We start from the raw sequence: 25,178 nt of genomic DNA, 5'->3' as shown, positions 1-25,178 counted from the left end.
TCATCCATAGCGGCTGAAGATGGGGAATTCGTCGAGCATCCATTGCGCGACCAGGTTCACCGAATCGGTGGCGATCAGCAGCCCGAAGGCCACGAGCAGCGCCCCGGTCAGCTTCTCGACCGTGCCGAGATGGCGCCTGAAGCGGCGCATCAGGCGGGTGAAGGGGGCCACGAAGATCGCCGCCAGCAAAAAGGGCAGGGTCATGCCGATCCCGTAGGCCAGCAGCAGCCATGCGCCTTCGGTGGCGGTCTGCAGGCTGCCGGCGGTGAACAGGATCACGCCGAGCACCGGGCCCACGCAGGGTGTCCAACCGAAGGCGAAGGCGAGCCCCATGACGAAGGCCCCTGCGAGGCCGATGTCGCCCGCGGGTCCGGCGGCGCCGTTGAGGCGGAACTGGCGATAGAGGAGGCCGATCGGCAGGAGGCCGAGGAAGTGCAGCCCCATCAGCACGATGATTCCGGCCGCGACCCAGCGCAGCAGGTCAAACCATTCGCGCAGGAACTGTCCGGCAAAGGATGCCGAGGCACCAAGCGCCACGAAGACGGTGATGATCCCGGCCGAGAACAACGCCGTGAAGAGCAATGTGCGGCCGCGTTCAGGCGGCACGCCATCCACCTCCGCCTGTCGCGCACCGGTGCCGGCGAGATAGCCGAGATAGAAGGGCACCATCGGCAGGATGCAGGGAGACAGGAACGACAGCAGCCCCGCCAGCACCGCCCCGCCCAGCGTGACCTCGAACATGCCGCCTCCGATTGCCTATATCATATTGCAATACTATTATGGGATGGTGGCGGTCAGTCAATCGAGCGCCGTACCAGCCCCGTTCGAGGATCCGCATGTCGCGCGTCGCAGCCCTTTGCCTCGGCCTGTTCATGGCCTTCCCACCCGGCCTCGCCGCGGCGGCGCTCGAGCTCGTCATGGTCGAGCAAGCGGGTTGCCCATGGTGCGCGCGCTGGAACGGGGAGATCGGACCGATCTATCCCAAGACCGAAGAGGGCGAGGCCGCGCCCCTACGCCGGATCGACATCGGCGAGCTGCCGGACGGGATGGAACTCGCGGGCAAGGTCGTCTTCACGCCGACCTTCCTGCTGGTCGAAGACGGGCGCGAGCTGGGCCGGATCGAGGGCTATCCGGGCGAGGACTTCTTCTGGGGTCTGCTGTCGCGGCTGCTCGGGGAGACGCCGGGCGCGACTTTGGTGCCTCAGGACCCGCCCGGATGATCGCATCGCATTGCGATAAAGGGCGCGAGCCCATAAATGATCCGCCTGACATCGGGCGGAGCCGCTTCGCCGAAACGGGGAGCGCAGCCATGACCCTGCCGAAGATCACCGACAACATGAGCGACGCCGACATGGACCTCATGATGCGCAGCGCGCAGGAGGCCTCGGACTTTCTCAAGGCGCTGGGGCATGAGGGCCGGCTGATGATCTTGTGCCATCTCGTCACTGGCGAGAAGTCGGTGACTGAGCTCGAACAGTTGCTCTCGGCGCGGCAGGCCGCCGTCTCGCAGCAGCTCGCACGGCTCAGGCTCGAGGGGCTCGTGACGCCGCGGCGCGAGGGCAAGACGATCTACTACAGCTTGACCGACGACCGGCCGCGCCGGATCATGGAGCTCGTCTACGAGCTGTTCTGCCGCTCGGGCTGACAGGCGCGCCGGGGAGGGCGCGCGGGGAGGATCACGATATGCTGGATTGGCTCGACGAGCCGACCGTCGCCGCGCTCATCGGTATGGGCAGCGGCGCGGTGCTGGGTGCGGCCGCGCGGCTGGGACGCTTCTGCACGCTCGGCGCCATCGAGGACGCGCTCTATGGCGGCAGCCTTGGGCGGCTCAGAATGTGGGGCATTGCCATCGGCGTCGCGGTGATCGCGGCCTTCGGACTGATGGCGGCGGGGCTGTTCGACCCGATGGACAGCTTCTACCTCGCCCAGGGCTGGAGCCTGCCGGGCGCGATCCTTGGCGGGCTGGTCTTCGGCTACGGCATGGCGCTGGCGGGCAATTGCGGCTACGGCGCGCTGGCGCGGCTGGGCGGCGGCGACATGCGCTCCTTCGTGATCGTGCTGGTCATGGGGCTCGCGGCCTACGCGACGCTCTCCGGCCCGCTCTCCGGCCTCCGGGTCGCGCTCTTCGCGCCGGGCGGTGAACCGACGCCGGGCATCGGCCATTGGATGGCGCAGGCGACGGGCCTGCCGCTCTGGACCTGCGGCCTGTTCGCCGGTTTGGCCATCCTCGCCCTGTCGCTGCGGGGCGGCGAGGCGCTGGGCCGGGGCGCGATCCTCTGCGGCGCCTCGGTCGGCTTGGCCGTCGCGATGGGATGGGCGGGCACGGCCTGGCTGTTCAGTACCGGGTTCGACGCGCTGCCGGTGCTGTCCCACAGCTTCTCGGCCCCGCTCGGCGAAACCATGCTCTATACCATGACCTCGAGCGGCACGGCGCTGAGCTTCGGCGTCGGATCAGTGGTCGGCGTGCTGGCGGGCGCCTTCGCGGGCAGCCTCTGGAAGGGACATTTCCGCTGGGAAGCCTGCGAGGACCCGCGCGAACTCAAGCGCCAGATACTTGGCGCGGGGCTGATGGGCTGGGGCGCGGTGACGGCGGCGGGTTGCAGCATCGGCCAAGGCATCACCGCTTTCTCGGTCCTTGCGATCAGCGCCCCAGTGACGCTGGCTGCGATCGCGCTGGGTGCCGCGATCGGGCTGCGGCAGCTGATCGACGGCTTCGTCATGGCCGAGTGATCCCCCTCGACGCTGCGACGATTCGCATGCAATGATGCGAATGTGTTGTTCGGGGAGGGATGATGAGGATCACCAGACGTAGCGTGATGCGTGGCGCGACGGGGCTCGGCGCCACCTTTGCCTTCGGCCGGGCCTGGGCCGCGGCGGAGATGGATCTCGGCAATCTGCAGATCACGACGCTGAGCGACGGGCATCTGCAACTCCCGGAGAGTTTCCTGATCGGCGATCTTCCGCGGGACGAGGCGCGCGCGATCCTCGATGCGGCCGGCGTCGCGGCCGGGGGATACGAGCCGCCCTGCAACGTGACGCTGCTGCGTTCGGACGCGGATGTCGTTCTGTTCGACGCGGGTGCTGGTCCGGGCTTCATGCAAAGCACGGGACGGCTGCCGGAGGCGCTCGCCGCTCTCGACCTCACGCCCGGCGACATCACCCATGTCGTTTTCACCCATGGCCACCCGGATCATCTCTGGGGCGCGATCGACGATTTCGACGAACCGCTCTTCGTGAACGCGCGGCATCTTATCGGCCGGATCGAGCGCGACTACTGGACCGATCCCGAGACGCTGGAGTCGATCGGTGCCGAACGGCAGAGCTTCGCCGCGGGTGCCGCGCGCCGGATCGAACTGCTCGGAGACAGGCTGGAGACGTTCGAGAATGGGGACGAGGTGCTGCCCGGCGTCGTCGCACGGGCCAGTTTCGGCCATACTCCGGGGCACATGTCCTTCGAAATCGGCGGTGGCCGCGCGCTCATAGCCGGTGACGCCATCGGTAACGCGCATCTGGCCTTCGCGCGTCCCGAATGGCCTATGCCCGCCGACCAGGAACCCGAGCAGGCTGCCCGGACCCGCCTGTCGCTGCAGCAGGAGTTGGCCGAGCGCGAGGTGCCATTGATCGGCTTCCACCTCCCGGACGGTGGAATCGGCCGCGTGGCAAAGAACGGCGACGGGTTTTCCTTCGTCTCGGAGATGTAGTTGCAGACGGATGGCATGCGCCAAGCTCACGGTGGCGAGGAACAGGTTTCCCGGCAGTCGCTTCGGACAATACGTCTTGGTGCGCTGATCCTATTCGTGCCGACCTAACGGCGGGGCTCAGTCAGCCCGCTGAAGCGGGCGACTCTCTCCGGTGACGGGGTTGATCAGCATCACGAGGTCGATGGCCTCCCGGTTTGGCGGTTCGTAGAGGCTTGCGACCCCGCAACTGCCCAGGACCGTTTCGAGGTCGGCCATGGCCATCTTGCTGCGACCCGGCGGCCTGCTGTCCGTGACGAGTTGCGGCAGCACCGTCAGGCGCCGATCCGGTGCAATCCGAAGAACCACCGGCAGAGCGGTGGCGTCGAGACCGCCGATCGGCGTTTCCGCCAAGCAGGATGCGACCCAGCGACGGATCAGGCGCCATTCGCCGGGCCTGAGTTCGGCGTGCTCGGCGGCAGTTTCGTCCGCATCCCAAGGAGTCTGGGCGATAGCGGTGCCCATGGCGGGAGAGGCCCGCCTCTTTGCCTCGGCATATCCGATGCTGGAGATCAGCGCAGCGCCGATCAGCGCCCCGCGAACGACATGACGTTTCATAACGGCCTCCTCAAGCGCAGCCGCATGGTGCGCTTGTGAAACGATCGAAATTGAGTCGGGGATATTAGGGGCGATATTACGCTTGTAGCGCGATCTTGACCATTAAATTTCAACTGCTCGAAAGGTCTAGGCCGGAGGGGAATACCCCATCATGGTCCTTGGCCAATACCTAGCAGGTCGAAGGGTCCGGCCGGCGGGTGATCAGTCTCGCGGGGCCGCGGCGCGGCGCAGCCGGTCGTTGATCGCGCGGCCCAGCCCGTGGTCGGGGATCGGCGCCACGGCAATCCGCTCCGCCCCCATCGCGTCGAGCCGGTGCAGGCAATCGAAGAGATTGGCCGCCGCCTCGACGAGGTCGCCCGAGCGCGACAGGTTCATGTCGGCACCAAGGGCGCCGAAGCCAAGATAGGTCTCACCCGGCTCGGTCTCGGTGGCATTCAGCCGCACCGTACCCTTCGGCGCGTAATGCGAGACGAGCTGCCCCGGCGAGACGGGGGCGGTGGCGGGCGCCACCGGGCCCAGCGCCAGCGGTGCGCCGAGGCAGTCCTCGATCACCTCCGTCGGAAGCCCGCCGGCGCGCAGCAGCGCCGGGACCTCACCGGTACAGTCGATGATGGTCGATTCAAGCCCGACCCCGCAGGTCCCCCCGTCGAGCACCGCCTCAATTCGTCCGGCCAGCCCTGCCAGTACGTGGTTCGCGCTGGTCGGGCTGACCCGGCCGGAGGGATTGGCCGATGGTGCGGCGATCGGCAGCGCGGTTTCGCGCAGCAGCGCCTGTGCCAGCGGATGATCGGGCACCCGTACCGCGAGCGTGTCGAGCCCTGCCGTCACCAGTTTCGAGATACCCGCATAGGGCCGAATCGGCAGCACCAGCGTCAGCGCGCCGGGCCAGAAGGTCGAGGCCAGCCGTCGCGCCGTGTCGCTCATGACGCAATAGGCCTCGACCGCTTCGGCGTCGGGCAGATGCACGATCAGCGGATTGAAGCTTGGCCGTCCCTTGGCTTCGAAGATCCGCGCCACGGCGGCATCGTCGGTGGCGTCGCCACCCAGTCCATAGACCGTCTCGGTCGGAAACGACACGAGGCCGCCCCTGCGCAGCATCTCGGCGGCGCGCTTGAGGCCGGTCTCGTCGGGGTCGAGGTGTCGGGTCATGACGTGGCGTCCGGGCTTGCGAGGTCGGGGGGCGCCGTACCACGCTGTGCCGGCGACGGCGTCCGAAACCGGAATGCCACGCGCCGGAGGAGACCCGCAATGCCCTATCACGCCCCTGTCGATGATTTCCGCTTTATTCTGGAGCACGTGATCGGTTTTTCCGACGTGGCTGCGACGGGGCGACACGCGGAAATGACCCCCGATGTCACCGATGCGATCCTCAACGAGGCGGGGCGCATGTGCGACGAAATCCTCGCGCCGCTGAACCGGGCGGGCGATCTCGAACCGGCGCGGCTCGAGAATGGCGTGGTGCGCACCTCGCCCGGCTATTCGGAGGGTTACCGGGCCATCGCCGAGGGCGGCTGGGTCGGCATGGCGGCGGGCGAGGCGCATGGCGGCATGGGGCTGCCGATGGCGCTCGTCACCTGCGTCAACGAGATGATGGGCGGTGCCTGCCTGGCGCTGCAGCTCAACCCGCTGATGACCCAGGCCGAGATCGAGGCGTTGGAAAGCCATGCGGGGCCGGATTTGCAGGCGCTCTATCTGCCCAAGCTGATCTCGGGCGAATGGTGCGGCACGATGAACCTGACCGAGCCGCAGGCGGGGTCGGATGTCGGCGCGCTGCGCAGCAAGGCCGAACCGAACGGCGACGGCACCTACCGGATCACCGGCCAGAAGATCTACATCACCTGGGCCGATAATGATTTCTCGGACAATGTCGTGCACATGGTGCTGGCCCGCCTTCCGGATGCGGCCGAGGGCACCAAGGGCATCAGCCTGTTTCTCGTCCCCAAATTCATTCCCGACGCCGATGGCCGGCCCGGCGAGGCCAATTCGCTGCGCGTTGTCAGCCTCGAGCACAAGCTCGGCATCCATGGCTCGCCCACGGCGGTGATGGAATATGACGGCGCCACCGGTTGGCTCGTCGGCGAGGCGCATGGCGGCATGGCGGCGATGTTCACGATGATGAACACCGCGCGGCTCGGGGTCGGCTCCCAAGCGGTGGGCGTGGCCGAGGCCGCCACGCAGGCGGCGCTGGCCTATGCGCAGGAACGTCGGCAGGGCAAGGTGGGCGGCACCGGTACGATCATTGAGCACGCGGATGTGCGGGCGATGCTGGCGCGGATGCGGGCCGAGACCTTCGCCGCCCGCGCGATCACGCTGGCCTGCGCCAAGGCGATCGATCTGGGCCGCGAGGGCGACGCGGCGGCCAAGGCCCGCGCGGCCCTGCTGACGCCCATCGCCAAGGCTTTCGGGACCGAAACCGGGATCAACGTCGCCGATCTCGGGATCCAGGTGCATGGCGGCATGGGCTTCATCGAGGAAACCGGCGCGGCGCAGTTCCTGCGCGACGCCCGGATCACCGCGATCTACGAGGGCACCAACGGCATCCAGGCAATGGATCTGGTCGGCCGCAAGATGATGGATGGCGGCGAGGCAGCCTTTTCGCTGATCGACGAGGTCCAGACCGGTGCCGAGGCGGCCCGCGACACGCTCCCCGATCTGGCCGAGCCGGTCTGGCAGGCGGCCGAGGCGATGCGCGAGGCGACGGAGCGGCTGGTGGGCCGCCCCCCGGCCGAGCGGTTTGCGGGCGCCATGCCTTACCTGCGCGGTTTCGCGCGGCTGCTGGGCGCGCATTACCATTTGCGTGCTGCGCAGGCCGGAGAGGGCAGGCGCCGGCGCCTCGCCAGCTTCTACATCGAACGGATGCTGCCCGAGCAGGCGGCACATCTGGCGGCGCTGCGCGCCGGTCCCGATTGCGTCATGGCGCTGGACGCGGAGGATCTGGTGGCCTGACCGGCTGGACGCGACGGCGCGGCTGCGCCATCACATGTCCATGACACGAGACATGCGCGCCCAGACTCCCTTTCCCGAACCGCCCGAGACCGGCACCGCGATCGAGGTCGCCCCCGGTATCCTGTGGATGCAGCTGCCGCTGCCTTGGGCGCTCAACCATGTGAACGCCTACGCACTCGACGACGGCGATGGCTGGAGCGTGATCGACACCGGGCTCGACACCACGAAAATCCGTACCGTCTGGGAGGCGCTGCTGTCCGGCCCGCTGGGCGGTCGGCCGCTGCGCCGGGTGGTGGTCACGCATCACCATCCCGACCATGTCGGGCTTGCGGGATGGCTCGCGGCCAAGGGGGCCGAGCTGGTGATGCCGCGTACGGGTTACCTGCTGTCGCGGATGCTGCGCGCCGAGGAGCAGAGCCTGCCGCCGCGCGAGGTGGTGGCGTTCTGGAAACGCGCCGGCATGGATCCTGAGCTTCTGTCGCAGCGCCGCACCGAGCGGCCCTTCAACTTCACCGATTGGGTGGCGCCGCTGCCGCTCTCCTACACGCGCATCCGCGAAGGCGATGCGATCCGCATGGGCGGGCGCGACTGGACTATTCGCATGGGCGAGGGCCACGCACCGGAGCACGCGACCTTCTGGAGCGAGAGCGACGATCTGGTGATCGGCGGCGATCAGCTTTTGCCGGGCATCAGCCCGAATCTGGGCGTGCAGCCGACGGAGCCTGAAAACGACCCGGTGACCGACTGGATCGCCTCCTGCAAGCGGCTGGCCCGCGTCGCGCGGCCCGATCAACTGGTGCTGCCGGGTCACAAGAAGCCCTATCGCGGTCTGCCCGAACGGCTGGCCCAGATGGCGCAGGGCCATCGCGACGCACTCGACCGACTCGAGGCGCATCTTGCCGTGCCGCGTTCGGGCGGGGATTGTTTCGCGCCGCTGTTCCGCCGCGCCGTGACGCGCGACAGCTACGGCCTCGCACTTGCCGAGGCGCTGGGCCATCTCAACGCGCTGGTCGCGCAGGGGCGGGCGACGCGGCGGATGGGCGATGACGGTGCCTGGCGTTGGAGTGCGGCATGATCGAGGTTTTCGAAGAGAGCTTTCCGCTCGCACGCGCCTTCACGATCAGCCGTGGTAGCCGCAGCGCAGCACAGGTGCTGAGCGTGCGGATTTGCCGTGACGGCCACGAGGGCAGAGGTGAATGTGTGCCATACGCGCGCTACGGCGAAAGCCTCGCCAGCGTGCGCGCACAGATACAGGGCCTTCCTAGGGGGATCGACCGGGCCGCGTTGCAGGAGGCGCTGCCGCCCGGTGCCGCGCGCAATGCGGTCGATTGCGCTCTGTGGGACCTCGAAGCCAAGCGGGCAGGGAAGCCGGTCTGGAAACTGGCCGGGCTGGCGCCGCCCGCGCCGCTCGTCACCGCCTACACCCTGTCGCTCGAGGCGCCGGAGGCGATGGAGCGCCGGGCACGCGAGGAGGCGCATCGGCCGATCCTCAAGATCAAGCTCGGCACGCCGGACGACATGCCCCGGCTCGAGGCGGTGCGGCGCGGCGCGCCGCAATCCACGATCATCGTTGATGCCAATGAGGGCTGGAGCGCGGCGATCTATGCCGATCTCGCGCCGCATCTGCTGCGCCTCGGCGTGGCCTTGGTGGAACAGCCCTTACCGGCGGGCGAGGACGACGCCCTCGCGGGCATCGACCGGCCCGTGCCGGTCTGCGCCGACGAAAGCTGCCACGACCGCGCCTCGCTGCCCGGCCTGAAGGACAAGTACGACACGGCCAATATCAAGCTCGACAAGACCGGCGGCCTGACCGAGGCGCTGGCCCTGCGCGACGCGGCGCGGGCCGCGGGTTACAGGGTGATGGTCGGCTGCATGGTCGGTTCTTCGCTCGCCATGGCACCGGCGCATCTGGTGGCGCAGGGGGCGGAGCTGGTCGATCTCGACGGGCCGCTGCTATTGGCGCGCGACCGGGAGCCGCCGATGCATCATGACGCGGCGGGGCTGCACCCCGCCGATCCGGCACTCTGGGGCTGACCCTCTGGCGCAGCGCCTCACCTTGCGGCAGAAGGGGCATGAGAGCCAACAGGAGAGCGCCATGACCCGTACCGTCTATGTCAACGGGGAGTACCTGCCCGAGCACGAGGCGAAGGTTTCCGTCTTTGATCGCGGTTTCCTGATGGCCGATGGGGTCTACGAGGTCACCTCGGTGCTCGGTGGCAAGCTGATCGACTTCGAGGGCCACGCGACGCGGCTCGCGCGCTCGCTCTCAGAGCTGCAGATCCGAAAGCCGATGGAGGATGAGGCGCTCCTAGAGATCCACCGCGAACTGGTCGCACGCAACGGCATCGAAGAAGGCCTGATCTATCTCCAGATCACGCGTGGCGCGCCGAATGACCGGGATTTCATGTTTCCGCCAGAAGAGACCGAACCGACGGTGGTGCTGTTCACCCAGTCCAAGCTCGGACTGGCCGAGAGCCCGGCGGCCAAGACCGGCATCAAGGTGATCTCGATCCCCGACATTCGTTGGGGCCGCCGGGACATCAAGACGGTGCAGCTGCTCTACCCCTCGATGGGCAAGATGATGGCCAAGGCGGCAGGCGCCGATGACGCCTGGATGGTCGAGCATGACCACGTCACCGAGGGCACTTCGAACAACGCCTATATCGTCAAGGGCGACACCATCATCACCCGCCAGTTGAGCCACGAGATCCTGCATGGCATCACCCGCGCTGCGGTGCTGCGTTTCGCGCGCGAGGCGCAGATGAAGGTCGAGGAGCGCGCCTTCTCGATCGAGGAGGCCAAGCAGGCCGACGAAGCCTTCATCACCTCGGCTTCGACCTTCGTGATGCCGGTGGTGGAGATCGACGGCGTTTCTGTGGGGCGGGGCACGCCCGGCCCGGTGGCGGCGAGACTGCGCGAGATCTATATCGAGGAAAGCCGCAAGGCCGGAATCTGAGCGGGGAGCCATGACATGGACCATCCCCTGATCGACCACATCAGCCGGGTGATCGCCAAGGCCGAGCGCGAAGGCGCCTTCGACGACCTGCCGGGGGCCGGCAAGCCGATCCCCGACCTGCATACGCCCGGCGATGCCGTGCTCGACCGTTTGATGCGGGAATCGGGCGCCAAGCCGCAGGCGGTGACCCTCAAGGCGCAGGTCACCGAGGCGCGGGCCCGCCTTGCGGAAACGACTGGCGAGGCCGAGCGCCGCGACGCGATGCGGGCGCTCGCCGATCTGGAGATGCGGCTCTCGATCGAGATGGAGACCCTGCGGCGCTACGGCTGAGGGATCAGCCTTCGCTCCCCTCGTGTTTCTGCGCCGCGTCGAAGGCGGCGCGGGTCGCCTCGGTCGCCTCGGTCTGATGCTTGTCGCGCCATTCCTCGTAGGGCATGCCGTAGTAGGCTTCGCGCGCCTCGTCCTTGGACATCTCGTGGCCGCGCGCGGCCGCCGCCTCCTGCATCCAGCGCGACAGGCAATTGCGGCAGAAGCCCGCGAGGTTCATCAGGTCGATGTTCTGCACGTCGGTGCGTTCCTCCATCAGGTGCTGGCGCAGCCTGCGGAACGCCGCCGCCTCGATCTCGGTGCGGGTCGTCTCGTCAATCTCGTCCATCCGGCTCATCATCGCTCTCCTTACAGTCCCGTTTCGCGAAGTATGTCGCACAGGATCGGCGCCAAGCGGTCGGCCCAAGCGATCTGGCCCGCCTCTTCCTCGATCAGGTCGTTGCGCACCTCGATCAGCACGTTCGGGCGGCCATGGGACAGCGCGTGCCGGTCGATGGAATCGCCGGGCAGGTGACCCGAATAGGGCTGGTTGTCGCCGACCGTCAGATCGTCCTCGTCACGCAGCCGCGCGATCAGAGGATGCGCGAGGCGCGAATCGAGGTGGCTGTGCAGCACCGCCACCTGCCATGGCCGGGGCGGGCGGCCTCGAAGCTGCGGCGTATAGCTGTGGATCGCCACGATCACCGGGTGATCGCGCCGCGCCGCGAGGTCGGCATAGGCGGCATGGTAGGGGCGATGCAGCCGCGCCAGCCGCTCCTCGGTCTCCTCGGGTCCCGCATGGCGGTTGCCGGGGATGATCGAGCCGTCATAGAGCTTCATCAAGAGCGTCGGGTCGTCCTCGCCCCGGTTGGGGTCGATCACCAGCCGCGAAAATTTCGAGAGGATCGCCGGCGCGTCGAGCCGTTCAGCCAGCGCCTCGGTGAGCCCTGCAGCGCCCACGTCCCAGGCGATGTGGCGCGCCATGTCCGAGGCGGGCAGGCCGAGATCGCCGCCCGAGACCCAGTCGGGCACGTGGTTGCTGGCATGGTCGCAGGTGACGAGCCAGCGGGAGCGGCGCTCTTCGCCGACGGTGCGGTAGGCTTCCGAAGTCATGAAATCTGGTATTCTCCACGGTCGTTCGCTCGGGTGTCGCACGGGCAGTTGTGACGCGGGCCGTTTTGCGCAATAACGACGCCGAACCGGCTCTGGTAGCGGTAACGGACCTGTCCGCCGCCCGACCGAACACTTATCGCGTCCATGGGGACAGTCGAGAGGATCCTTCTGATGAAGCGTCATCGCAATGTGAAAATTGTGGCCACCCTCGGGCCGGCATCGAGCACTTACGAGGTGATCCGCGCCCTGGTCGAGGCCGGGGCCGACGTGTTCCGCCTGAACATGAGCCACGGTGCGCATGACGAGATCCGCGCCCGTCACGCCATCATCCGCCAGGTCGAACAGGACTTGGACACGCCGATCGGCATCCTCGCCGACCTGCAGGGGCCGAAGCTGCGCGTCGGCACCTTCGCCAACGGTGCCGAGGAACTGGCCGAGGGTGCCGATTTCCGGCTTGATCTCGATGAGGCCGAGGGCGACGCGACCCGCGTGCGGCTGCCGCACAAGGAGATCTTCGACGCGCTGGAGCCCGGCGCCTCGCTGTTGGTCAACGACGGCAAGATCCGGCTCAAGGTCAAAGATTGCGGCGCCGATTTCGCCAATTGCGAGGTCGTCGTCGGCGGCACCATCTCGAACCGCAAGGGCGTGAACGTGCCGGACGTGGTGCTGCCGCTGGCGGCGCTGTCGGAAAAGGACCGCAAGGATCTCGAATTCGTCTGCGAGCTTGGCGTCGACTGGCTGGCGCTGAGCTTCGTGCAGCGCGCCGCCGACGTGGAAGAGGCGCGCACCCTGTGCAAGGGCCGCGCCGCGATCCTGTCGAAGATCGAGAAGCCTGCCGCCGTAAAGGCCTTCGACGAGATCCTCGCGGTCTCGGACGGCATCATGGTCGCGCGCGGCGATCTGGGCGTCGAACTCCCCGTCCAGAACGTGCCGCCGATCCAGAAGCGCCTCGTGCGCCGGTGCCGCGCCGCGGCCAAGCCGGTGATCGTCGCGACTCAGATGCTCGAATCGATGATCGAGAGCCCGATGCCGACCCGCGCCGAGGTCTCGGACGTCGCTACCGCGATCTATGAAGGCGCCGACGCGATCATGCTTTCGGCCGAATCGGCGGCCGGTCAGTACCCGATCCAGGCGGTCGCCACGATGGACAACGTCGCCCACGAGGTGGAGACCGACAGCACCTACCGCGAGATCATCGAAAGCTCGCGCAAGGTCGCGCACAACTCGGTCGCCGACGGCATCGTCGCCGCCGCGCGCGAGATCGCCGAGACCACAAACGTCAAGGCGATCTGCTGTTTCTCGCAATCGGGCACCACGGCGTCGCTGGTGGCGCGCGAGCGGCCCCGCGTGCCGATCCTGGCGCTGACCTCGATCCGTAACACCGCGCGCCGGCTCTGCCTGACCTGGGGCACGAACTGCGTGGTCACCGGCGAGGTCGACCGCTTCAAGATGGCCGTGGTCAACGCCGCGCGTTGCGCCCGCGAGCAGGGGCTGGCCACCGAGCGCGACCTGATCGTCGTGACCGCGGGCGTGCCCTTCAACACGCCGGGCACCACCAACATCCTGCGCGTCGCGCCCTGCGACGAGCGGCTGATCTTCAGCGCCGATCCCGAATGAGGGCAGGGGGGCGACGCCCCCCTTGCCATGATCTCGCGCGCCGCTTATACGGCGCGCTCACCCCGTTCGTCCGGCCTTCTTGGCATGCCGAGGCGAACGGTCCCACCACCGTTCCGGAAGGGAGATGGAAATGCCCAAGATGAAGACGAAGTCGAGCTGCAAGAAGCGGTTCAAGGTGACGGCCTCGGGCCGGATCAAGGCCGGCCAGGCGGGCAAGCGCCACGGCATGATCAAGCGCACCACGAAGTTCATCCGTGACGCACGTGGCACCACTGTTCTGGCCAAGGCTGATGAGAAGATCATCAAGCCGATGATGCCCTACGCGCGCTAAGGAGACCTTGATATGAGCCGCACCAAAGGTGGTACCGTCACCCATCGTCGCCACAAGAAGATTCTTGATCAGGCGAAAGGCTATTACGACCGTCGTAGCCGGACCTTCAAGGTCGCCAAGCAGGCCGTCGACAAGGCCAACCAGTACGCGACCCGCGACCGCAAGACCCGCAAGCGGAACTTCCGCGCCCTGTGGATCCAGCGGATCAACGCCGGTGTCCGGGCCCATGACGAGCAGATGACCTACTCGCGCTTCATCAACGGCCTTGCCCTCGCCGGCATCGAGGTGGACCGCAAGGTTCTCGCCGATCTCGCGGTGCACGAGCCCGAGGCGTTCAACGCGATCGTCGACAAGGCGCGCGCCGCTCTGGCCTGAGGCCAAGCGATAGACTGAACGGAAGCCGCGCCGCCCCCTTACGGGCCGCGCGGCTTCTTGCGTTTCGGGACCGGCCTGCTAGTCCGGTCCGGCAGAAAAGGGTGACGACATGGACGATCTTCGGGACAGGTATCTGGGGCTGATCGCCGAGGCCGGCGACGAGGCCGGAATCGAGGATCTGCGCGTGCGCGCGCTGGGCAAGAAGGGCGAGATTTCCGGCCTGATGAAGACGCTGGGCGGCATGACCCCCGAGGAGCGTCAGGAGAAGGGGCCGAAGCTCAACGCGCTCAAGGACGAGATCGCCAGCGCGCTGGCCGCGCGCAAGGCGTCGCTCGCCGATGCCGCGCTCGAGAAGCGGCTCGAGGCCGAATGGCTCGACGTGACGCTGCCCGCGCGGCCCACGCGCACCGGCACGATCCACCCGATCAGCCAGGTGACCGAGGAAATCGTCGCGATCTTCGCCGATATGGGCTTCTCGGCCGCCGAGGGTCCGCAGATCGAGAGCGACTGGTACAATTTCGACGCGCTCAACATTCCCGGTCATCACCCGGCCCGGGCCGAGATGGACACCTTCTACACGCACCGCGCGACAGGCGATAACCGCCCGCCGCATGTGCTCAGGACCCATACCTCGCCGGTGCAGATCCGCTCGATGGAAGAGAACGGCGCACCCATTCGCATCATCTGCCCGGGCCGCGTCTACCGCGCCGATTACGACCAGACCCACACGCCGATGTTCCATCAGGTCGAGGGTCTCGCCATCGGCACCGACATCACCATGGCCAATCTGAAATGGGTGCTGGAGGAGTTCCTCTCGGCCTTCTTCGGCAAGCCGGTGAAGACCCGCTTCCGCGCCTCGCACTTCCCCTTCACCGAGCCTTCGGCCGAGGTCGACATCCAGTGCTCGTGGCAGGACGGCACCGTGAAGGTGGGCGAGGGCGACGACTGGCTCGAAGTGCTTGGCTCCGGCATGGTGCACCCCAAGGTGCTGCGCAACGCCAAGATCGACCCCGAGAAGTATCAGGGCTTCGCCTTCGGCCTCGGCATCGACCGTCTGGCGATGCTGAAATACGGCATCCCCGACCTGCGCGCCTTCTTCGAGAGCGACTTGCGCTGGCTCAAGCACTATGGCTTCGCGGCGCTCGACGTGCCGACGCTGCGGGGTTGAGCCTCATGCGCATCCCCTTCTGTGCGGCACTGGCCGTCGCGGTGGCCGGGCCGGTCGCGGCCGGCGAGATGTGGGTCTCCGACCTTGGCGCGCTTGCCTATGAGACCGACGAGGGCGACACCGCCATCTTGTCGTTTCCGACTGAGGACGCGGCGCAGGGCCGGCTCTATATTCCCGGCCTCGCAGGCAACTGGAAACAGCGCGGTGTCCACGAGGCCTACTGGATCGCCGAAGGCGAAGGCCTCTGCGGCGCGACGCTGACGGGTCCCGACGGCATCGGCTCGACCATGTGGGGCCGTGCCGTGGTGGCTTTCGACAAGCCGGAATTTCCGACCGGCTTCACCGTGACGCTCGGCGATTGCATGAGCACACCGTTCCGCGCGCTGCGCGCCGATCTCGACCAGTAAAGGGCCAAACCCATGAAATTCACCCTCTCCTGGCTCAAGGACCATCTCGATACCACGGCGACCGTCGACGAGATCGCCGAGGCGCTGACCGATCTCGGGCTCGAGGTCGAGGGCATCGAGAACCCCGCCGCCGCCCTCAAGGATTTTGTCCTCGGTCGCGTGGTTTCGGCAGAACGCCATCCCGACGCCGACAAGCTGCAGATCTGCCGCGTCGACCTGCCTGGCGGCGAGGACCAAATTATTTGCGGTGCCCCTAACGCCCGCCAAGGCATCACCGTCGTCGTCGCGCGGCCCGGCACCTATGTGCCCGGTCCCGACTTCACCATCGGCGTCGGCAAGATCCGCGGCGTCGAGAGCCATGGCATGATGTGCTCGGAGCGCGAACTGGGGCTTGGTGACGCGCATGAGGGCATCATCGAGCTGCCCTCCGGCGAGGTCGGGCAAAGCTTCGCCGACTGGCTGGCCGAGAACGATCCCTCGAAGGTCGATCCGGTGATCGAGATCGCGATCACGCCGAACCGCGGCGACGCGCTCGGCATCCGCGGCATCGCGCGCGATCTCTCGGCGCGCGGCATCGGCAAGCTGAAGCCGCTCGAGGTCAACGCGGTGCAGGGTGGCTTTGACTGCCCGATCGGCGTCGAGATCGCGCCCGACACCCGCGACGGCTGCCCGATCTTCGCAGGCCGCCTCATTCGCGGCGTGAAGAACGGCCCCTCGCCCGAATGGATGCAGGACCGGCTGCGCGCCCTCGGCCTGCGGCCGATCAGCTTCCTCGTCGACGTGACCAACTACGTCACCTACGACCTGAACCGGCCGCTGCACGTCTTCGACGCCGACAAGGTCGCGGGCAACCTGCGGGTGCACCGCGCCAAGGGGGGCGAAAGCTTCGCCGCGCTCGACGAGAAGAGCTACACGCTCGATCACGGGATGATCGTCATCTCCGACGACAACGGCGTTGAGAGCCTCGCGGGCATCATGGGCGGCATGGATACCAGCGTGACCGAGGAGACCACCAACGTCTTCGTCGAGAGCGCGCTGTGGAACCCGGTGCAGATCGCGCTCACCGGGCGGGCGCTGCGCATCCATTCCGACGCACGACAGCGCTTCGAGCGCGGCATCGACACCGATTTCGTGACCACCGGGCTGCAGATCGCGGTGCGGATGATCGTCGATCACGCGGGCGGCGAGGCGTCGAAGATGGCGATCGCGGGCGCGACACCCGACAACAGCCGCGCCTACCGCTTCGATCCCAAGGCGGTGACGAAGCTCGTCGGCATGGATATCCCCGTGAAGGAGCAGCGCCAGACGCTTGACCGGCTCGGCTTCCGGCTCGACGACGGGATGGCGCATGTGCCGGCCTGGCGCTCGGACATCCAGGGCGAGGCCGATCTAGTGGAGGAGGTCGCGCGTGTGGCCTCGTTGTCGAAGCTCAAGGGCGTGCCGCTGCCGCGCCCCGAGGGCGTGGCCCAACCGATGCTGACGCCGATGCAGGCGCGGCTTGCCAAGGCGCGGCGCACCACGGCGGCGCTCGGCTACGACGAATGCGTCACCTACAGCTTCATCGACGCTGAGGCGGCGGCGCTGTTCGGCGGCGGCTCGGACGCGACGCGGCTCGAGAACCCGATCTCCTCCGAGATGAGCCACATGCGCCCCGACCTGCTGCCGGGCCTCCTGCGCGCCGCCGCGCGCAATCAGGCGCGAGGCACCAGCGATCTGGCGCTGTTCGAGGCGGGGCATGTCTTTTTCGGCGGCGAGCCGGGCGAGCAGCGGCTGGCCGTGGCAGGCCTACTGACCGGGCGCACCGGGCCGAAGGACGTGCATGGCGCGTCGCGGCCCGTGGACCTCTTCGACGCGAAGGCTGATGCCGAGGCGGTGCTGGCCTCGATGGGCGCGCCCGCCAAGGTGCAGATCCTGCGCGGCGCCGAAGGCTGGTGGCATCCGGGCCGCCACGGGCGGATCTGCCTCGGGCCCAAGAAGGTGCTCGGCGTGTTCGGCGAGCTGCACCCCAAGGTGCTCTCGGCGCTCGACGTGAAGGGCCCGGCTGTCGCCTTCGTGCTGTTCCCCGAGGAGGTGCCGCTGCCGCGCCAGAACGGCAACGCGCGCCCGGCCTTCACGCCGCCCACCTTGCAGCCGGTCGAGCGCGACTTCGCCTTCGTGGTCGATGCGCAGGTCGAAGCGCTGACGCTGGTCAACGCCGCGGCCGGCGCGGACAAGGCGCTGATCTCCGACGTGCGGGTCTTCGACCAGTTCCAGGGCGGCTCTCTGGGCGAGGGGCGCAAGTCGGTGGCCATCACGGTGCGGCTGCAGCCGACCGACAAGACGCTTACCGAGAAGGAGATCGAGGCCGTGGGCGCCAAGATCGTCGAAAAGGTGGCCAAGGCCACGGGCGGCGAACTGCGCGGCTGAACGCCACGCGGATCGGAACGGGGGAGGGGGCGACCGCGAGGTGCGCCCCCTTTCTCGTGCGTGGCCGTCATGCCGCGCCCCGCTCGGCATTCGCGCCGCTTGGTGACGCATCGCGCCCGGCTGCGCTAGCTAGGTGGGCAAAGCTGACAGGAGACAATGATGATCAAGGAATTCCGCAACTTCATCGCCAAGGGCAACGTGATGGACCTCGCGGTCGGCATCATCATCGGCGCCGCTTTCACCGCCATCGTCCAGAGCCTCGTGCACGACCTGATCAACCCGGTGATCGGCCTGATCCTCGGCGGCATCGATTTCACCTCGATGTATGTCGTGCTCTCGGGAGACGTGCCGCCGGGCAGCTCGCTCGAAGTTGCGCGCGAGAGCGGTGCCGCCGTCTTCGCCTACGGCGCCTTCCTGACGGCGGTCATCAACTTCCTGATCATCGCCTGGGTGGTGTTCCTGCTGGTCAAGGGCGTGAACCGGATCAAGGATGCTGCCGTCGAAAAGGGCGAACCGGTGCCCGCCGCGCCGAAAGGCCCGACCCAGGAGCAGTTGTTGACCGATATCCGCGATCTGCTGAAGACGCGGGGCGTCTGAAGAACGGCGCAGCTCATGTGCGGGGATGCGGGGTTCACGAGGCGATGGTGCGCGATTACGTGGGAAGCATCTCCAATCGAGGACGCCTTTCCATGACCATCCTGCACATCGACAGCTCCATTCTCGGCGAGAACTCGGTCTCGCGCGATCTCACGGCGGCCATCGTGGCCGAGCTCACCGCCAAGGGCGGCGAGACCGTGCTGCGCCGCGATCTCGCCGATCCCGAAACGGAGGCCGCCTTTGACGGCGACCCGGTCGAGCAGCTTCTCTCGGCCGACACGCTGGTGATCGGCGCGCCGATGTACAACTTCGCGATCCCGCACCAGCTCAAGGCCTGGATCGACAGCGTCGCGGTGGCCGGCAAGACGTTCCAGTATACCGCCGAAGGCCCGCAGGGCCTCGCCGGTGGTCGCCGCGCCATCGTGGTCTATGCCTCGGGTGGCGTGCATGACGGCGCGACCGATTTCGTAGAGCCCTATCTGCGGCAGGTTCTGGGCTTCATCGGCATCACCGACGTGACGGTACTGCGGGTCGAAGGCGTGGCGATCTCGCCCGAGGCGCGCGCCAAGGCGATCAACGACGCCCGCGCCAAGGTGCCGGCGATCGTCGAGGCACGCGCCGCCTGATTCTTCCCCATCTGGACACGATACGGCCGGCGCGATGCGCCGGCCGTATGCACTGAGCGGAGCAGAATCTCAGGCGGCCCTTGCCGCCTGGTCCATCCAGTCCTTGTGCCGGCGCTCATCCGCGAGGCCGCGCTGGAACAGGTCCTTGTCGGCGGCTGGCACGGCCGCGTTGTCCACCGCGTGCTGATAGGCGCTGATCGTGTCGATCTCGTTGGTCGCCATCGCCTTGAGGATCGCGCCGTCGCCGCCGACCATGTCGGCGAGCTTGATCTTGCCGGTGGTCAGCAGCTCTTTCATGTCGCCCTCACCCGGCACTTTTGCGCCGACACGCCCGGCGAGGGCGGTAAGATCGGACAGGTGGCGCAGGTGGTCCTGCCGGAACTCCTCCACCTTCGCCTTGTGCGCGGCGTTCTCGAGCCGCTCGATCGTGGTCTCGTAGGCGGCGATGGCGTCGTGCTCGAGAAGAATGAAGTTCTCGACCAGCTTGGCCATGTCGCTCGACGTGCCGATGGTGGTCACCATGGGTCTTCCTCCGCAATGTGGGGTTGCAGTGGAAAACCGAGTGCCGCACCGGAGGGTTCCGGTGCGGCATCGCACCTCAGCGGCGAAGCGCCTCCTGCGCCGAGATCGCCTCGCGGCCCAACCCCTCGCCGACGGCGAGGTTGGTGATCAAGCCCTGATGCACGTTGAGCCCCTCGGCCAGATGCGCATCGTCGAGGCAGGCCTGCTTCCAACCCTTGTCGGCGATCGCGAGTACGAAGGGCATGGTGGCGTTGCCCAGCGCCAGCGTAGAGGTGCGGGCCACCGCGCCGGGCATGTTGGCGACGCAGTAATGCATGATGCCATCGACCTCGTAGATCGGGTCCTCGTGGGTCGTGGCCTTCGAGGTCTCGAAGCAGCCGCCCTGGTCGATCGCCACGTCGACGATGGCGGCGCCGGGCTTCATGGTCGAGAGCTGCTCGCGAGTGACGAGCTTGGGCGCGGCGGCGCCGGGCACCAGCACCGCGCCGATCACCAGATCGGCCTGCGCCACGGCATCGGCGGTGGCGCCGACGCTGGAATAGACGGTGCGGAACTCACGGCCATAGACGTCGTCGAGATAGCGCATCCGCGGCAGCGACTTATCGAGCACAGTGACGCGCGCGCCCATGCCGGCAGCGATCTTCGCGGCCTGCGTGCCGACGACGCCGCCACCGATCACCACGACGTTGGCCGGGCCGACGCCGGGCACGCCGCCCAGCAGTACGCCACGCCCGCCATTGGCCTTCTGCAGCGTCCAGGCGCCGACCTGCGGCGCGAGGCGCCCTGCCACCTCGGACATCGGCGCCAGCAGCGGCAGGCCGCCATTGCGGTCGGTCACCGTCTCATAGGCGATGCAGGTCGCACCCGAATTCACCAGATCCTCGGTCTGTGCCGGGTCGGGGGCGAGGTGAAGATAGGTGAACAGGATCTGGCCCTCGCGCAGCATGCGGCGCTCCGGGGCTTGCGGCTCCTTCACCTTCACGATCATCTCGGCGGTGGCGAAGACCTCTTCGGCGCTGTCAGCGATGGCCGCGCCAGCGGCGCGGTAGTCATCGTCGCTGAAGCCCGAGCCGATGCCGGCGCCGGACTGCATGGTGACCTTGTGACCATTGGCCACCGCCTCGCGCGCGGCGTTGGGGGTAAGGCCGACACGGAATTCCTGCGGCTTGATTTCGGTGGGGCAGCCGATGTGCATGAGATGTCCTCCTTGTTTCCTCCATATTGCCACCCCCGACTTGCAATTGCCGACGAGTTCGTGGCCTGATCATGCGATATTATAGAAGATTTTCGCGTCTAGACCGCGATACGTGGAAGGATCTTGCATTGAACGCGATCGACCGCATCGACCGCATCGACCGCGCCATCCTCGCCGCCTTGCAGGCCGATGGTCGACTCTCGAACGCGCAGCTGTCCGAGAAGGTGAATCTTTCGCCCTCGGCCTGTCATCGCCGGGTCCGGGCGCTCGAGCAGTCGGGGCTTATCCGGGGCTACGTCGCGCTTCTCGATCCGCGCGGCATGGGGCGGCCGGTCACCGTCTTCGTCGAGATCACGCTTTCGGGGCAGGCCGACGAATTGCTCGATGCCTTCGAGGCGGCGGTGGCGCGTATCCCCGACGTGCTGGAATGTCACCTGATGGCGGGTACCGCGGATTACCTGTTGAAGGTTGTAGCGCGCGACAGCGAGGATTTCGCGCAGATCCACCGTCGGCATCTGGCGCGGCTGCCGGGGGTGCAGACGATGCAGTCGAGCTTCGCGCTCAGGACGGTGCGCCAGACCACGGCCATCCCGACGTGACGACGCCGCCCCGGAAGAGGGGCGGCGTGTCCAGTCGCAGCGAGTCCGAAAGGCCCGGTCAGGCGGCCATCTTGGTGCCCCGGATCGGGTAGTCGTTGTCGCGGATGAATTTCAGTCCGCTCAGCAGCCCTTCGAGATCGGGGCGCGAGAAGGGCGCGTTCGAGATATCGGCGATATGCACCGTGCCCTTGTCATTGATGACGAAGACGGCCGGTTCGGCGAAGGGGCGGTCCGTCTCCTGCGGGGAGCGCGGATCGGAGACGTAGAGCCCGAGCTCCAGCATCTGCGGTACGCTAAGATCGTAGGCTACGGGGGCCGAGGTGCCGGTCTCGTCGACGAAGGCACGGGCCTTCTCTTCGGGGTCGCCCGACACCAGCACGACGTCGATGCCGGCCTCGTGGTATTTGGAGAGGAGCGGTTCCAGCCCGGAGACGTATTTGTGGCAGATCGGGCAGTGCTTGCCGCGATAGACCACGACCATCTGCCAGTCCCGCCCCTCGAGCGGCTTGCCTAAGGTGATCTCGCCGCCGCCGAGGCGGGGCAGGGTGATCTCGGGAAGAACGGCGTCGGGGGTCGGTTTGCCGGCCATGTTGCCTCCTTGGCGCAATGAAACATCCCCCGACAACGCGAGTTGACCGCGAAGGGTCCCGGGTTCACGCAAAGGCGACCGAAGGTGATCGGCCCGGATCAGCGGGCATTGAGCTCCGGTAAGGCGATCTCCACCACCCTCCGGGCAAAACCGGCCATGCCGCCCGGCCCGGAGGCGCGGTCCTTGAGGTGAATTGTCAGATCCGGCCGTCGCGAAGCGATCACCCCGATCAGGTCGCCTCGGATTCGATCGTCGAGCCCGGCGCCGATCACCACGCAGGCGATGGCGGGCTCGGTATCGAGCTGCCGCTCGACCTCTTCGCGATCATGCGCGCCGAGCCATTCGACCGGCAGATCCTCGAGCGCGCGGGCCACGTTTTCGACCACGCCGGGCAGACGCCCGACCAGCAAGATGACAGGCTTCATCGCTTCCTCCCTGGCAAGCATCGCCAGTCTACAGCGATTTCGCCGTGGCGGGCGGTCCGGGCACGAAAAAACCCCCGGAGCCGTCGCCTCGGGGGTTTCAACGATTGAAAGCTTGCGCTCGGGATCTCAGAGGAGACCTTCGCGCTGGGCCTTCTTGCGGGCGAGTTTGCGCTGACGCCGGATGGCCTCGGCCTTCTCGCGCGCTTTTTTCTCGGAGGGCTTCTCGAAATGCTGCTTGAGCTTCATCTCGCGGAACACACCCTCGCGCTGCAACTTCTTCTTCAGAGCCCGGAGGGCCTGATCGACGTTGTTGTCGCGAACGCTGACCTGCATGTGGTTTTCACCACCTTTCTAAGCTGGAGTTTCAAGATTGCAGGAAGCGGCCATATAGCAAAGCCCCGGCGGCTTGTCTAGGCTGGGGATGGAAGGGAGACGCCAATGACCAACCCATATTTCGACGGGACCGATTCCGACGCGTCGGAGAGCGGGCGCGCGGAAGATCCCGAGATCGCCCGGCTGCTCGACGCGATCCTGCCGCATGTCGCCTTCGACGGCTGGTCCGAGGCCGCGTTCCGCGCCGCCGCGCATGAGACCGGCATGACCGTGCCGCAGGGCCACGCGCTGTGCCCGCGCGGCGCCATTGACCTCGCCGTGGCGCTGCATGATGCGGGCGACCGCGCGATGGTCGAGGCGGTCCGCGCCGCCGACCTGACGGCGATGCGCTACCGCGACCGGGTCGCCTTCGCGCTGCGCGCCCGAATCGAGGCGGTGCGCGACAAGGAGGCGTTGCGCCGCGCCACGGCGCTCTTCGCGCTGCCGCATCACGCGGCCGAGGGCTCGCGCCTGCTGTGGCGCACCGCCGACGCGATCTGGACCGCGTTGGGCGACGCCTCCGACGACGTGAACTGGTACACCAAGCGCGCGACGCTCTCGGGGGTCTGGGCCTCGGTGGTGCTGTACTGGCTCGGCGATGACAGCCTCGATCACCAGGCGACGTGGTCCTTCATCGACCGGCGCATCGACGATGTGATGCGCATTGAGAGCGCCAAGGCCCGCGCTAACAAATCGGTGCTGCTCAAGCCTTTGACCGGGGCGCTGTCCTTCCTGTTTTCCGGCGTGCATGCGCCGCACCACAAGCCGCCGATGGATCTGCCCGGGCATTGGAGCCCGCGCCGATGACCATGCGCGCCGTCGAGATCACCCGCCCCGGCGGGCCCGAAGTCCTGCGCGAGACGACCCGTCCGCGCCCCGAGCCGCAGCATGGCGAGGTCCTGATCGATGTGGCCTTCGCCGGGGTGAACCGCCCCGACGCGTTGCAGCGCGCGGGGGCCTATGCCCCGCCGCCAGGGGCCTCGGACCTGCCGGGGCTGGAGGTATCGGGCCATGTCGCAGAGATCGGGCCGGGCGTCACGCAATGGGCGGTGGGCGACACGGTCTGCGCGCTGACGCCGGGGGGCGGCTATGCCGAGGCGGTGGTCGCGCCTGCCTCGCATTGCCTGCCGGTGCCACGCGGCATGGGCCTCAGGCAGGCGGCGTGCCTGCCCGAAACCTTCTTCACCGTCTGGTCCAACGTCTTCATGCGAGGCGGGCTGAAGGGCGGTGAGCGGTTCCTCGTCCATGGCGGGTCCTCGGGGATCGGCACGACGGCGATCCAGCTCGCCCATGCCTTCGGCGCGCGGGTCTTCGCCACCGCCGGATCCGAAGAGAAATGCGTGGCCTGCGCGCGTCTCGGTGCCGAGCGGGCCATCAACTACCGCGAAACGGATTTCGTCGAGGTGCTGCGCGCCGAGGGCGGGGCCGACCTGATCCTCGACATGGTCGGCGGCGACTACGTCGCGCGCAATCTCAAGTCGCTCGCCGATGACGGGCGGCTGGTACAGATGGCCTTCCTGCAGGGGCCGAAGATGGAGTTGAACCTCGCACCGCTGATGATGCGCCGCCTGACCATCACCGGCTCGACCTTGCGGCCGCAATCGGTGGCGGCGAAGGCAGCGATCGCCGCCGATCTGCGGGCCGAGGTCTGGCCGCTGCTCGATGCCGGTCGTATCGGCCCGGTGATGGACAGCACCTTTCCGCTGGCCGAGGCGGCGGCGGCGCATGCGCGGATGGAAAGCTCGGCCCATATCGGCAAGATCGTGCTCGAGATCGGTTGAATTCACCTTTTGGCTACGCAACCGGAGGGCCGGTATTCGCGTTTGACGGCATCCTCTGACATGAAAGGATGCCGTCATGGCCGACAAGGGGAAGCCGCAGGACACCAAGGGCGCCCGCAAGCCGGGCAGCCACGCCGAAAAACCCAAGCCCAAGGGCAAGTAGGCACGCGAGGGCGGTCGTATCCGCCCCTTCCATCCCATGAATGCATGACCCGGCCCGCGGCGCGCCCGCGGGCCGTTGACGTGCGCGTAACGCGACGTAGCCCTTTGCCGAATGGTCGGTTTGACCCTGTTGCCCGTGCAAATGCCGCGCTACCAATTCCGCAAAAGTCCGAAAGGAGTGGGTGGAGATGAAGATCCTAGTCCCCGTGAAGCGGGTGATTGACTACAACGTGAAGGTCCGTGTGAAGTCGGACGGCACGGGTGTCGACCTGGCGAACGTGAAGATGTCGATGAACCCGTTCGACGAGATCGCGGTCGAGGAGGCGATCCGGCTGAAGGAGGCGGGTGTCGCCTCCGAGGTAGTCGCGGTCTCGATCGGCGTGAAGCAGG

Annotated in this window: 31 protein-coding genes; 21 read left to right on the top strand and 10 right to left on the bottom strand. The window is 67.5% G+C overall.

The window, feature by feature from the left end; genetic code table 11:
- Positions 1-741: a cytochrome c biogenesis CcdA family protein gene (locus LOS8367_RS17200; protein ID WP_085897775.1), complete on the bottom strand. Its 741-nt coding sequence runs from the start codon at positions 739-741 to the stop codon at positions 1-3.
- Between the two features lie 95 nt (positions 742-836).
- Here LOS8367_RS17200 and LOS8367_RS17195 point away from each other — a divergent pair, with 95 nt between their 5' ends.
- The 4 genes from LOS8367_RS17195 (at position 837) to LOS8367_RS17180 (ending at position 3,701) form a co-directional block, all read left to right on the top strand.
- The gene (locus tag LOS8367_RS17195) at positions 837-1,220 is read left to right on the top strand and encodes a thioredoxin domain-containing protein (RefSeq protein WP_085897774.1); all 384 of its coding nucleotides are present in this window, start codon (positions 837-839) and stop codon (positions 1,218-1,220) included.
- A gap of 89 nt (positions 1,221-1,309) precedes the next feature.
- Positions 1,310-1,645, top strand: a complete 336-nt coding sequence (locus LOS8367_RS17190; protein ID WP_085897792.1) for an ArsR/SmtB family transcription factor — start codon at positions 1,310-1,312, stop codon at positions 1,643-1,645.
- A gap of 38 nt (positions 1,646-1,683) precedes the next feature.
- A complete protein-coding gene (locus LOS8367_RS17185) occupies positions 1,684-2,730 on the top strand; it encodes a YeeE/YedE family protein (protein ID WP_085897773.1) in 1,047 nt (348 codons plus the stop codon).
- Between the two features lie 62 nt (positions 2,731-2,792).
- The gene (locus LOS8367_RS17180) at positions 2,793-3,701 is read left to right on the top strand and encodes an MBL fold metallo-hydrolase (protein WP_085897791.1); all 909 of its coding nucleotides are present in this window, start codon (positions 2,793-2,795) and stop codon (positions 3,699-3,701) included.
- Between the two features lie 117 nt (positions 3,702-3,818).
- Here LOS8367_RS17180 and LOS8367_RS17175 read toward each other — a convergent pair whose 3' ends face one another.
- Both LOS8367_RS17175 and LOS8367_RS17170 read right to left on the bottom strand, forming a co-directional pair.
- Positions 3,819-4,295: a hypothetical protein gene (locus tag LOS8367_RS17175; RefSeq protein WP_085897772.1), complete on the bottom strand. Its 477-nt coding sequence runs from the start codon at positions 4,293-4,295 to the stop codon at positions 3,819-3,821.
- A gap of 201 nt (positions 4,296-4,496) precedes the next feature.
- Complete coding sequence (locus LOS8367_RS17170) at positions 4,497-5,444, bottom strand: L-threonylcarbamoyladenylate synthase (RefSeq protein WP_085897771.1); 948 nt, start codon at positions 5,442-5,444, stop codon at positions 4,497-4,499.
- A gap of 99 nt (positions 5,445-5,543) precedes the next feature.
- Between LOS8367_RS17170 and LOS8367_RS17165 the strand changes: the two genes are divergently transcribed.
- The 5 genes from LOS8367_RS17165 to LOS8367_RS17145 all read left to right on the top strand — a co-directional run bounded on the left by LOS8367_RS17165 (position 5,544) and on the right by LOS8367_RS17145 (position 10,527).
- On the top strand, positions 5,544-7,241 hold the full coding sequence (locus LOS8367_RS17165) for an acyl-CoA dehydrogenase (RefSeq protein ID WP_085897770.1): 1,698 nt from the start codon (positions 5,544-5,546) through the stop codon (positions 7,239-7,241).
- Between the two features lie 40 nt (positions 7,242-7,281).
- Complete coding sequence (locus LOS8367_RS17160; RefSeq protein WP_085897769.1) at positions 7,282-8,316, top strand: MBL fold metallo-hydrolase; 1,035 nt, start codon at positions 7,282-7,284, stop codon at positions 8,314-8,316.
- Complete coding sequence (dgcA, locus tag LOS8367_RS17155; protein ID WP_085897768.1) at positions 8,313-9,275, top strand: N-acetyl-D-Glu racemase DgcA; 963 nt, start codon at positions 8,313-8,315, stop codon at positions 9,273-9,275. Before LOS8367_RS17160 ends, dgcA begins: the two co-directional genes overlap by 4 nt.
- Before the next feature lie 61 nt (positions 9,276-9,336).
- Positions 9,337-10,197 carry a D-amino-acid transaminase gene (locus LOS8367_RS17150; RefSeq protein WP_085897767.1) on the top strand — a complete coding sequence of 287 codons (861 nt, stop codon included), beginning with the start codon at positions 9,337-9,339 and terminating at the stop codon, positions 10,195-10,197.
- Positions 10,198-10,212: 15 nt separating this feature from the next.
- Positions 10,213-10,527: a DnaJ family domain-containing protein gene (locus LOS8367_RS17145; protein WP_085897766.1), complete on the top strand. Its 315-nt coding sequence runs from the start codon at positions 10,213-10,215 to the stop codon at positions 10,525-10,527.
- 4 nt (positions 10,528-10,531) lie between these two features.
- On the opposite strand, the gene LOS8367_RS17140 is transcribed toward LOS8367_RS17145, so the two are convergent.
- Together LOS8367_RS17140 and LOS8367_RS17135 are read right to left on the bottom strand one after the other, a co-directional pair.
- A complete protein-coding gene (locus tag LOS8367_RS17140; RefSeq protein ID WP_085897765.1) occupies positions 10,532-10,864 on the bottom strand; it encodes a DUF1244 domain-containing protein in 333 nt (110 codons plus the stop codon).
- 8 nt (positions 10,865-10,872) lie between these two features.
- Positions 10,873-11,616 carry an N-formylglutamate amidohydrolase gene (locus LOS8367_RS17135; protein WP_085897764.1) on the bottom strand — a complete coding sequence of 248 codons (744 nt, stop codon included), beginning with the start codon at positions 11,614-11,616 and terminating at the stop codon, positions 10,873-10,875.
- Positions 11,617-11,787: 171 nt separating this feature from the next.
- Here LOS8367_RS17135 and pyk point away from each other — a divergent pair, with 171 nt between their 5' ends.
- The 8 genes from pyk to LOS8367_RS17095 all read left to right on the top strand — a co-directional run bounded on the left by pyk (position 11,788) and on the right by LOS8367_RS17095 (position 19,143).
- Positions 11,788-13,233: a pyruvate kinase gene (pyk, locus tag LOS8367_RS17130; protein ID WP_085897763.1), complete on the top strand. Its 1,446-nt coding sequence runs from the start codon at positions 11,788-11,790 to the stop codon at positions 13,231-13,233.
- 130 nt (positions 13,234-13,363) lie between these two features.
- On the top strand, positions 13,364-13,564 hold the full coding sequence (rpmI, locus tag LOS8367_RS17125) for a 50S ribosomal protein L35 (RefSeq protein ID WP_085897762.1): 201 nt from the start codon (positions 13,364-13,366) through the stop codon (positions 13,562-13,564).
- Between the two features lie 12 nt (positions 13,565-13,576).
- Complete coding sequence (gene rplT, locus LOS8367_RS17120; protein WP_085897761.1) at positions 13,577-13,939, top strand: 50S ribosomal protein L20; 363 nt, start codon at positions 13,577-13,579, stop codon at positions 13,937-13,939.
- Between the two features lie 109 nt (positions 13,940-14,048).
- Positions 14,049-15,107: a phenylalanine--tRNA ligase subunit alpha gene (pheS, locus tag LOS8367_RS17115; RefSeq protein ID WP_085897760.1), complete on the top strand. Its 1,059-nt coding sequence runs from the start codon at positions 14,049-14,051 to the stop codon at positions 15,105-15,107.
- Positions 15,104-15,514, top strand: a complete 411-nt coding sequence (locus LOS8367_RS17110; protein ID WP_133166688.1) for a hypothetical protein — start codon at positions 15,104-15,106, stop codon at positions 15,512-15,514. The genes pheS and LOS8367_RS17110 overlap by 4 nt, the downstream gene beginning before the upstream one ends.
- Before the next feature lie 12 nt (positions 15,515-15,526).
- Positions 15,527-17,920: a phenylalanine--tRNA ligase subunit beta gene (gene pheT / locus LOS8367_RS17105; RefSeq protein WP_085897758.1), complete on the top strand. Its 2,394-nt coding sequence runs from the start codon at positions 15,527-15,529 to the stop codon at positions 17,918-17,920.
- A 159-nt stretch (positions 17,921-18,079) separates the two neighbouring features.
- Complete coding sequence (gene mscL / locus LOS8367_RS17100; RefSeq protein WP_085897790.1) at positions 18,080-18,517, top strand: large conductance mechanosensitive channel protein MscL; 438 nt, start codon at positions 18,080-18,082, stop codon at positions 18,515-18,517.
- A gap of 92 nt (positions 18,518-18,609) precedes the next feature.
- Positions 18,610-19,143 (top strand): FMN-dependent NADH-azoreductase, encoded by a 534-nt coding sequence (locus LOS8367_RS17095; RefSeq protein WP_085897757.1) that lies wholly within the window; start codon positions 18,610-18,612, stop codon positions 19,141-19,143.
- Positions 19,144-19,212: 69 nt separating this feature from the next.
- Here the strand turns inward: LOS8367_RS17095 and LOS8367_RS17090 are convergent, their stop codons facing one another.
- Together LOS8367_RS17090 and ald are read right to left on the bottom strand one after the other, a co-directional pair.
- Positions 19,213-19,665: a ferritin-like domain-containing protein gene (locus LOS8367_RS17090; protein WP_085897756.1), complete on the bottom strand. Its 453-nt coding sequence runs from the start codon at positions 19,663-19,665 to the stop codon at positions 19,213-19,215.
- 76 nt (positions 19,666-19,741) lie between these two features.
- A complete protein-coding gene (gene ald / locus LOS8367_RS17085) occupies positions 19,742-20,860 on the bottom strand; it encodes an alanine dehydrogenase (RefSeq protein ID WP_085897755.1) in 1,119 nt (372 codons plus the stop codon).
- 137 nt (positions 20,861-20,997) lie between these two features.
- On the opposite strand from ald, the gene LOS8367_RS17080 reads away from it, so the two are divergent.
- Positions 20,998-21,459 (top strand): Lrp/AsnC family transcriptional regulator, encoded by a 462-nt coding sequence (locus LOS8367_RS17080; protein ID WP_085897789.1) that lies wholly within the window; start codon positions 20,998-21,000, stop codon positions 21,457-21,459.
- A gap of 58 nt (positions 21,460-21,517) precedes the next feature.
- Here the strand turns inward: LOS8367_RS17080 and LOS8367_RS17075 are convergent, their stop codons facing one another.
- The 3 genes from LOS8367_RS17075 to rpsU all read right to left on the bottom strand — a co-directional run bounded on the left by LOS8367_RS17075 (position 21,518) and on the right by rpsU (position 22,806).
- Positions 21,518-22,048, bottom strand: coding sequence for a peroxiredoxin-like family protein (locus LOS8367_RS17075; protein WP_085897754.1), 531 nt, complete (start codon positions 22,046-22,048; stop codon positions 21,518-21,520).
- A gap of 98 nt (positions 22,049-22,146) precedes the next feature.
- Positions 22,147-22,473, bottom strand: coding sequence for a hypothetical protein (locus tag LOS8367_RS17070; protein WP_085897753.1), 327 nt, complete (start codon positions 22,471-22,473; stop codon positions 22,147-22,149).
- Positions 22,474-22,599: 126 nt separating this feature from the next.
- Positions 22,600-22,806, bottom strand: a complete 207-nt coding sequence (gene rpsU, locus LOS8367_RS17065) for a 30S ribosomal protein S21 (RefSeq protein ID WP_007255353.1) — start codon at positions 22,804-22,806, stop codon at positions 22,600-22,602.
- Positions 22,807-22,911: 105 nt separating this feature from the next.
- On the opposite strand from rpsU, the gene LOS8367_RS17060 reads away from it, so the two are divergent.
- From LOS8367_RS17060 to LOS8367_RS17050, 3 genes are all read left to right on the top strand, one after another.
- The gene (locus LOS8367_RS17060) at positions 22,912-23,652 is read left to right on the top strand and encodes a COQ9 family protein (RefSeq protein ID WP_085897752.1); all 741 of its coding nucleotides are present in this window, start codon (positions 22,912-22,914) and stop codon (positions 23,650-23,652) included.
- On the top strand, positions 23,649-24,626 hold the full coding sequence (locus LOS8367_RS17055) for an NAD(P)H-quinone oxidoreductase (protein WP_085897788.1): 978 nt from the start codon (positions 23,649-23,651) through the stop codon (positions 24,624-24,626). The genes LOS8367_RS17060 and LOS8367_RS17055 overlap by 4 nt, the downstream gene beginning before the upstream one ends.
- 350 nt (positions 24,627-24,976) lie before the next feature.
- Positions 24,977-25,178 (top strand): electron transfer flavoprotein subunit beta/FixA family protein (locus LOS8367_RS17050; protein WP_442354854.1); only part of this gene is annotated, 202 nt, incomplete at its 3' end.

The sequence above is a fragment of the Limimaricola soesokkakensis genome, assembly GCF_900172345.1.
Taxonomy (GTDB): Bacteria; Pseudomonadota; Alphaproteobacteria; order Rhodobacterales; family Rhodobacteraceae; genus Limimaricola; species Limimaricola soesokkakensis.
The sequence above is the reverse complement of the archived record's forward strand: the minus strand, read 5'-3'. Positions and strand labels throughout refer to the sequence as shown.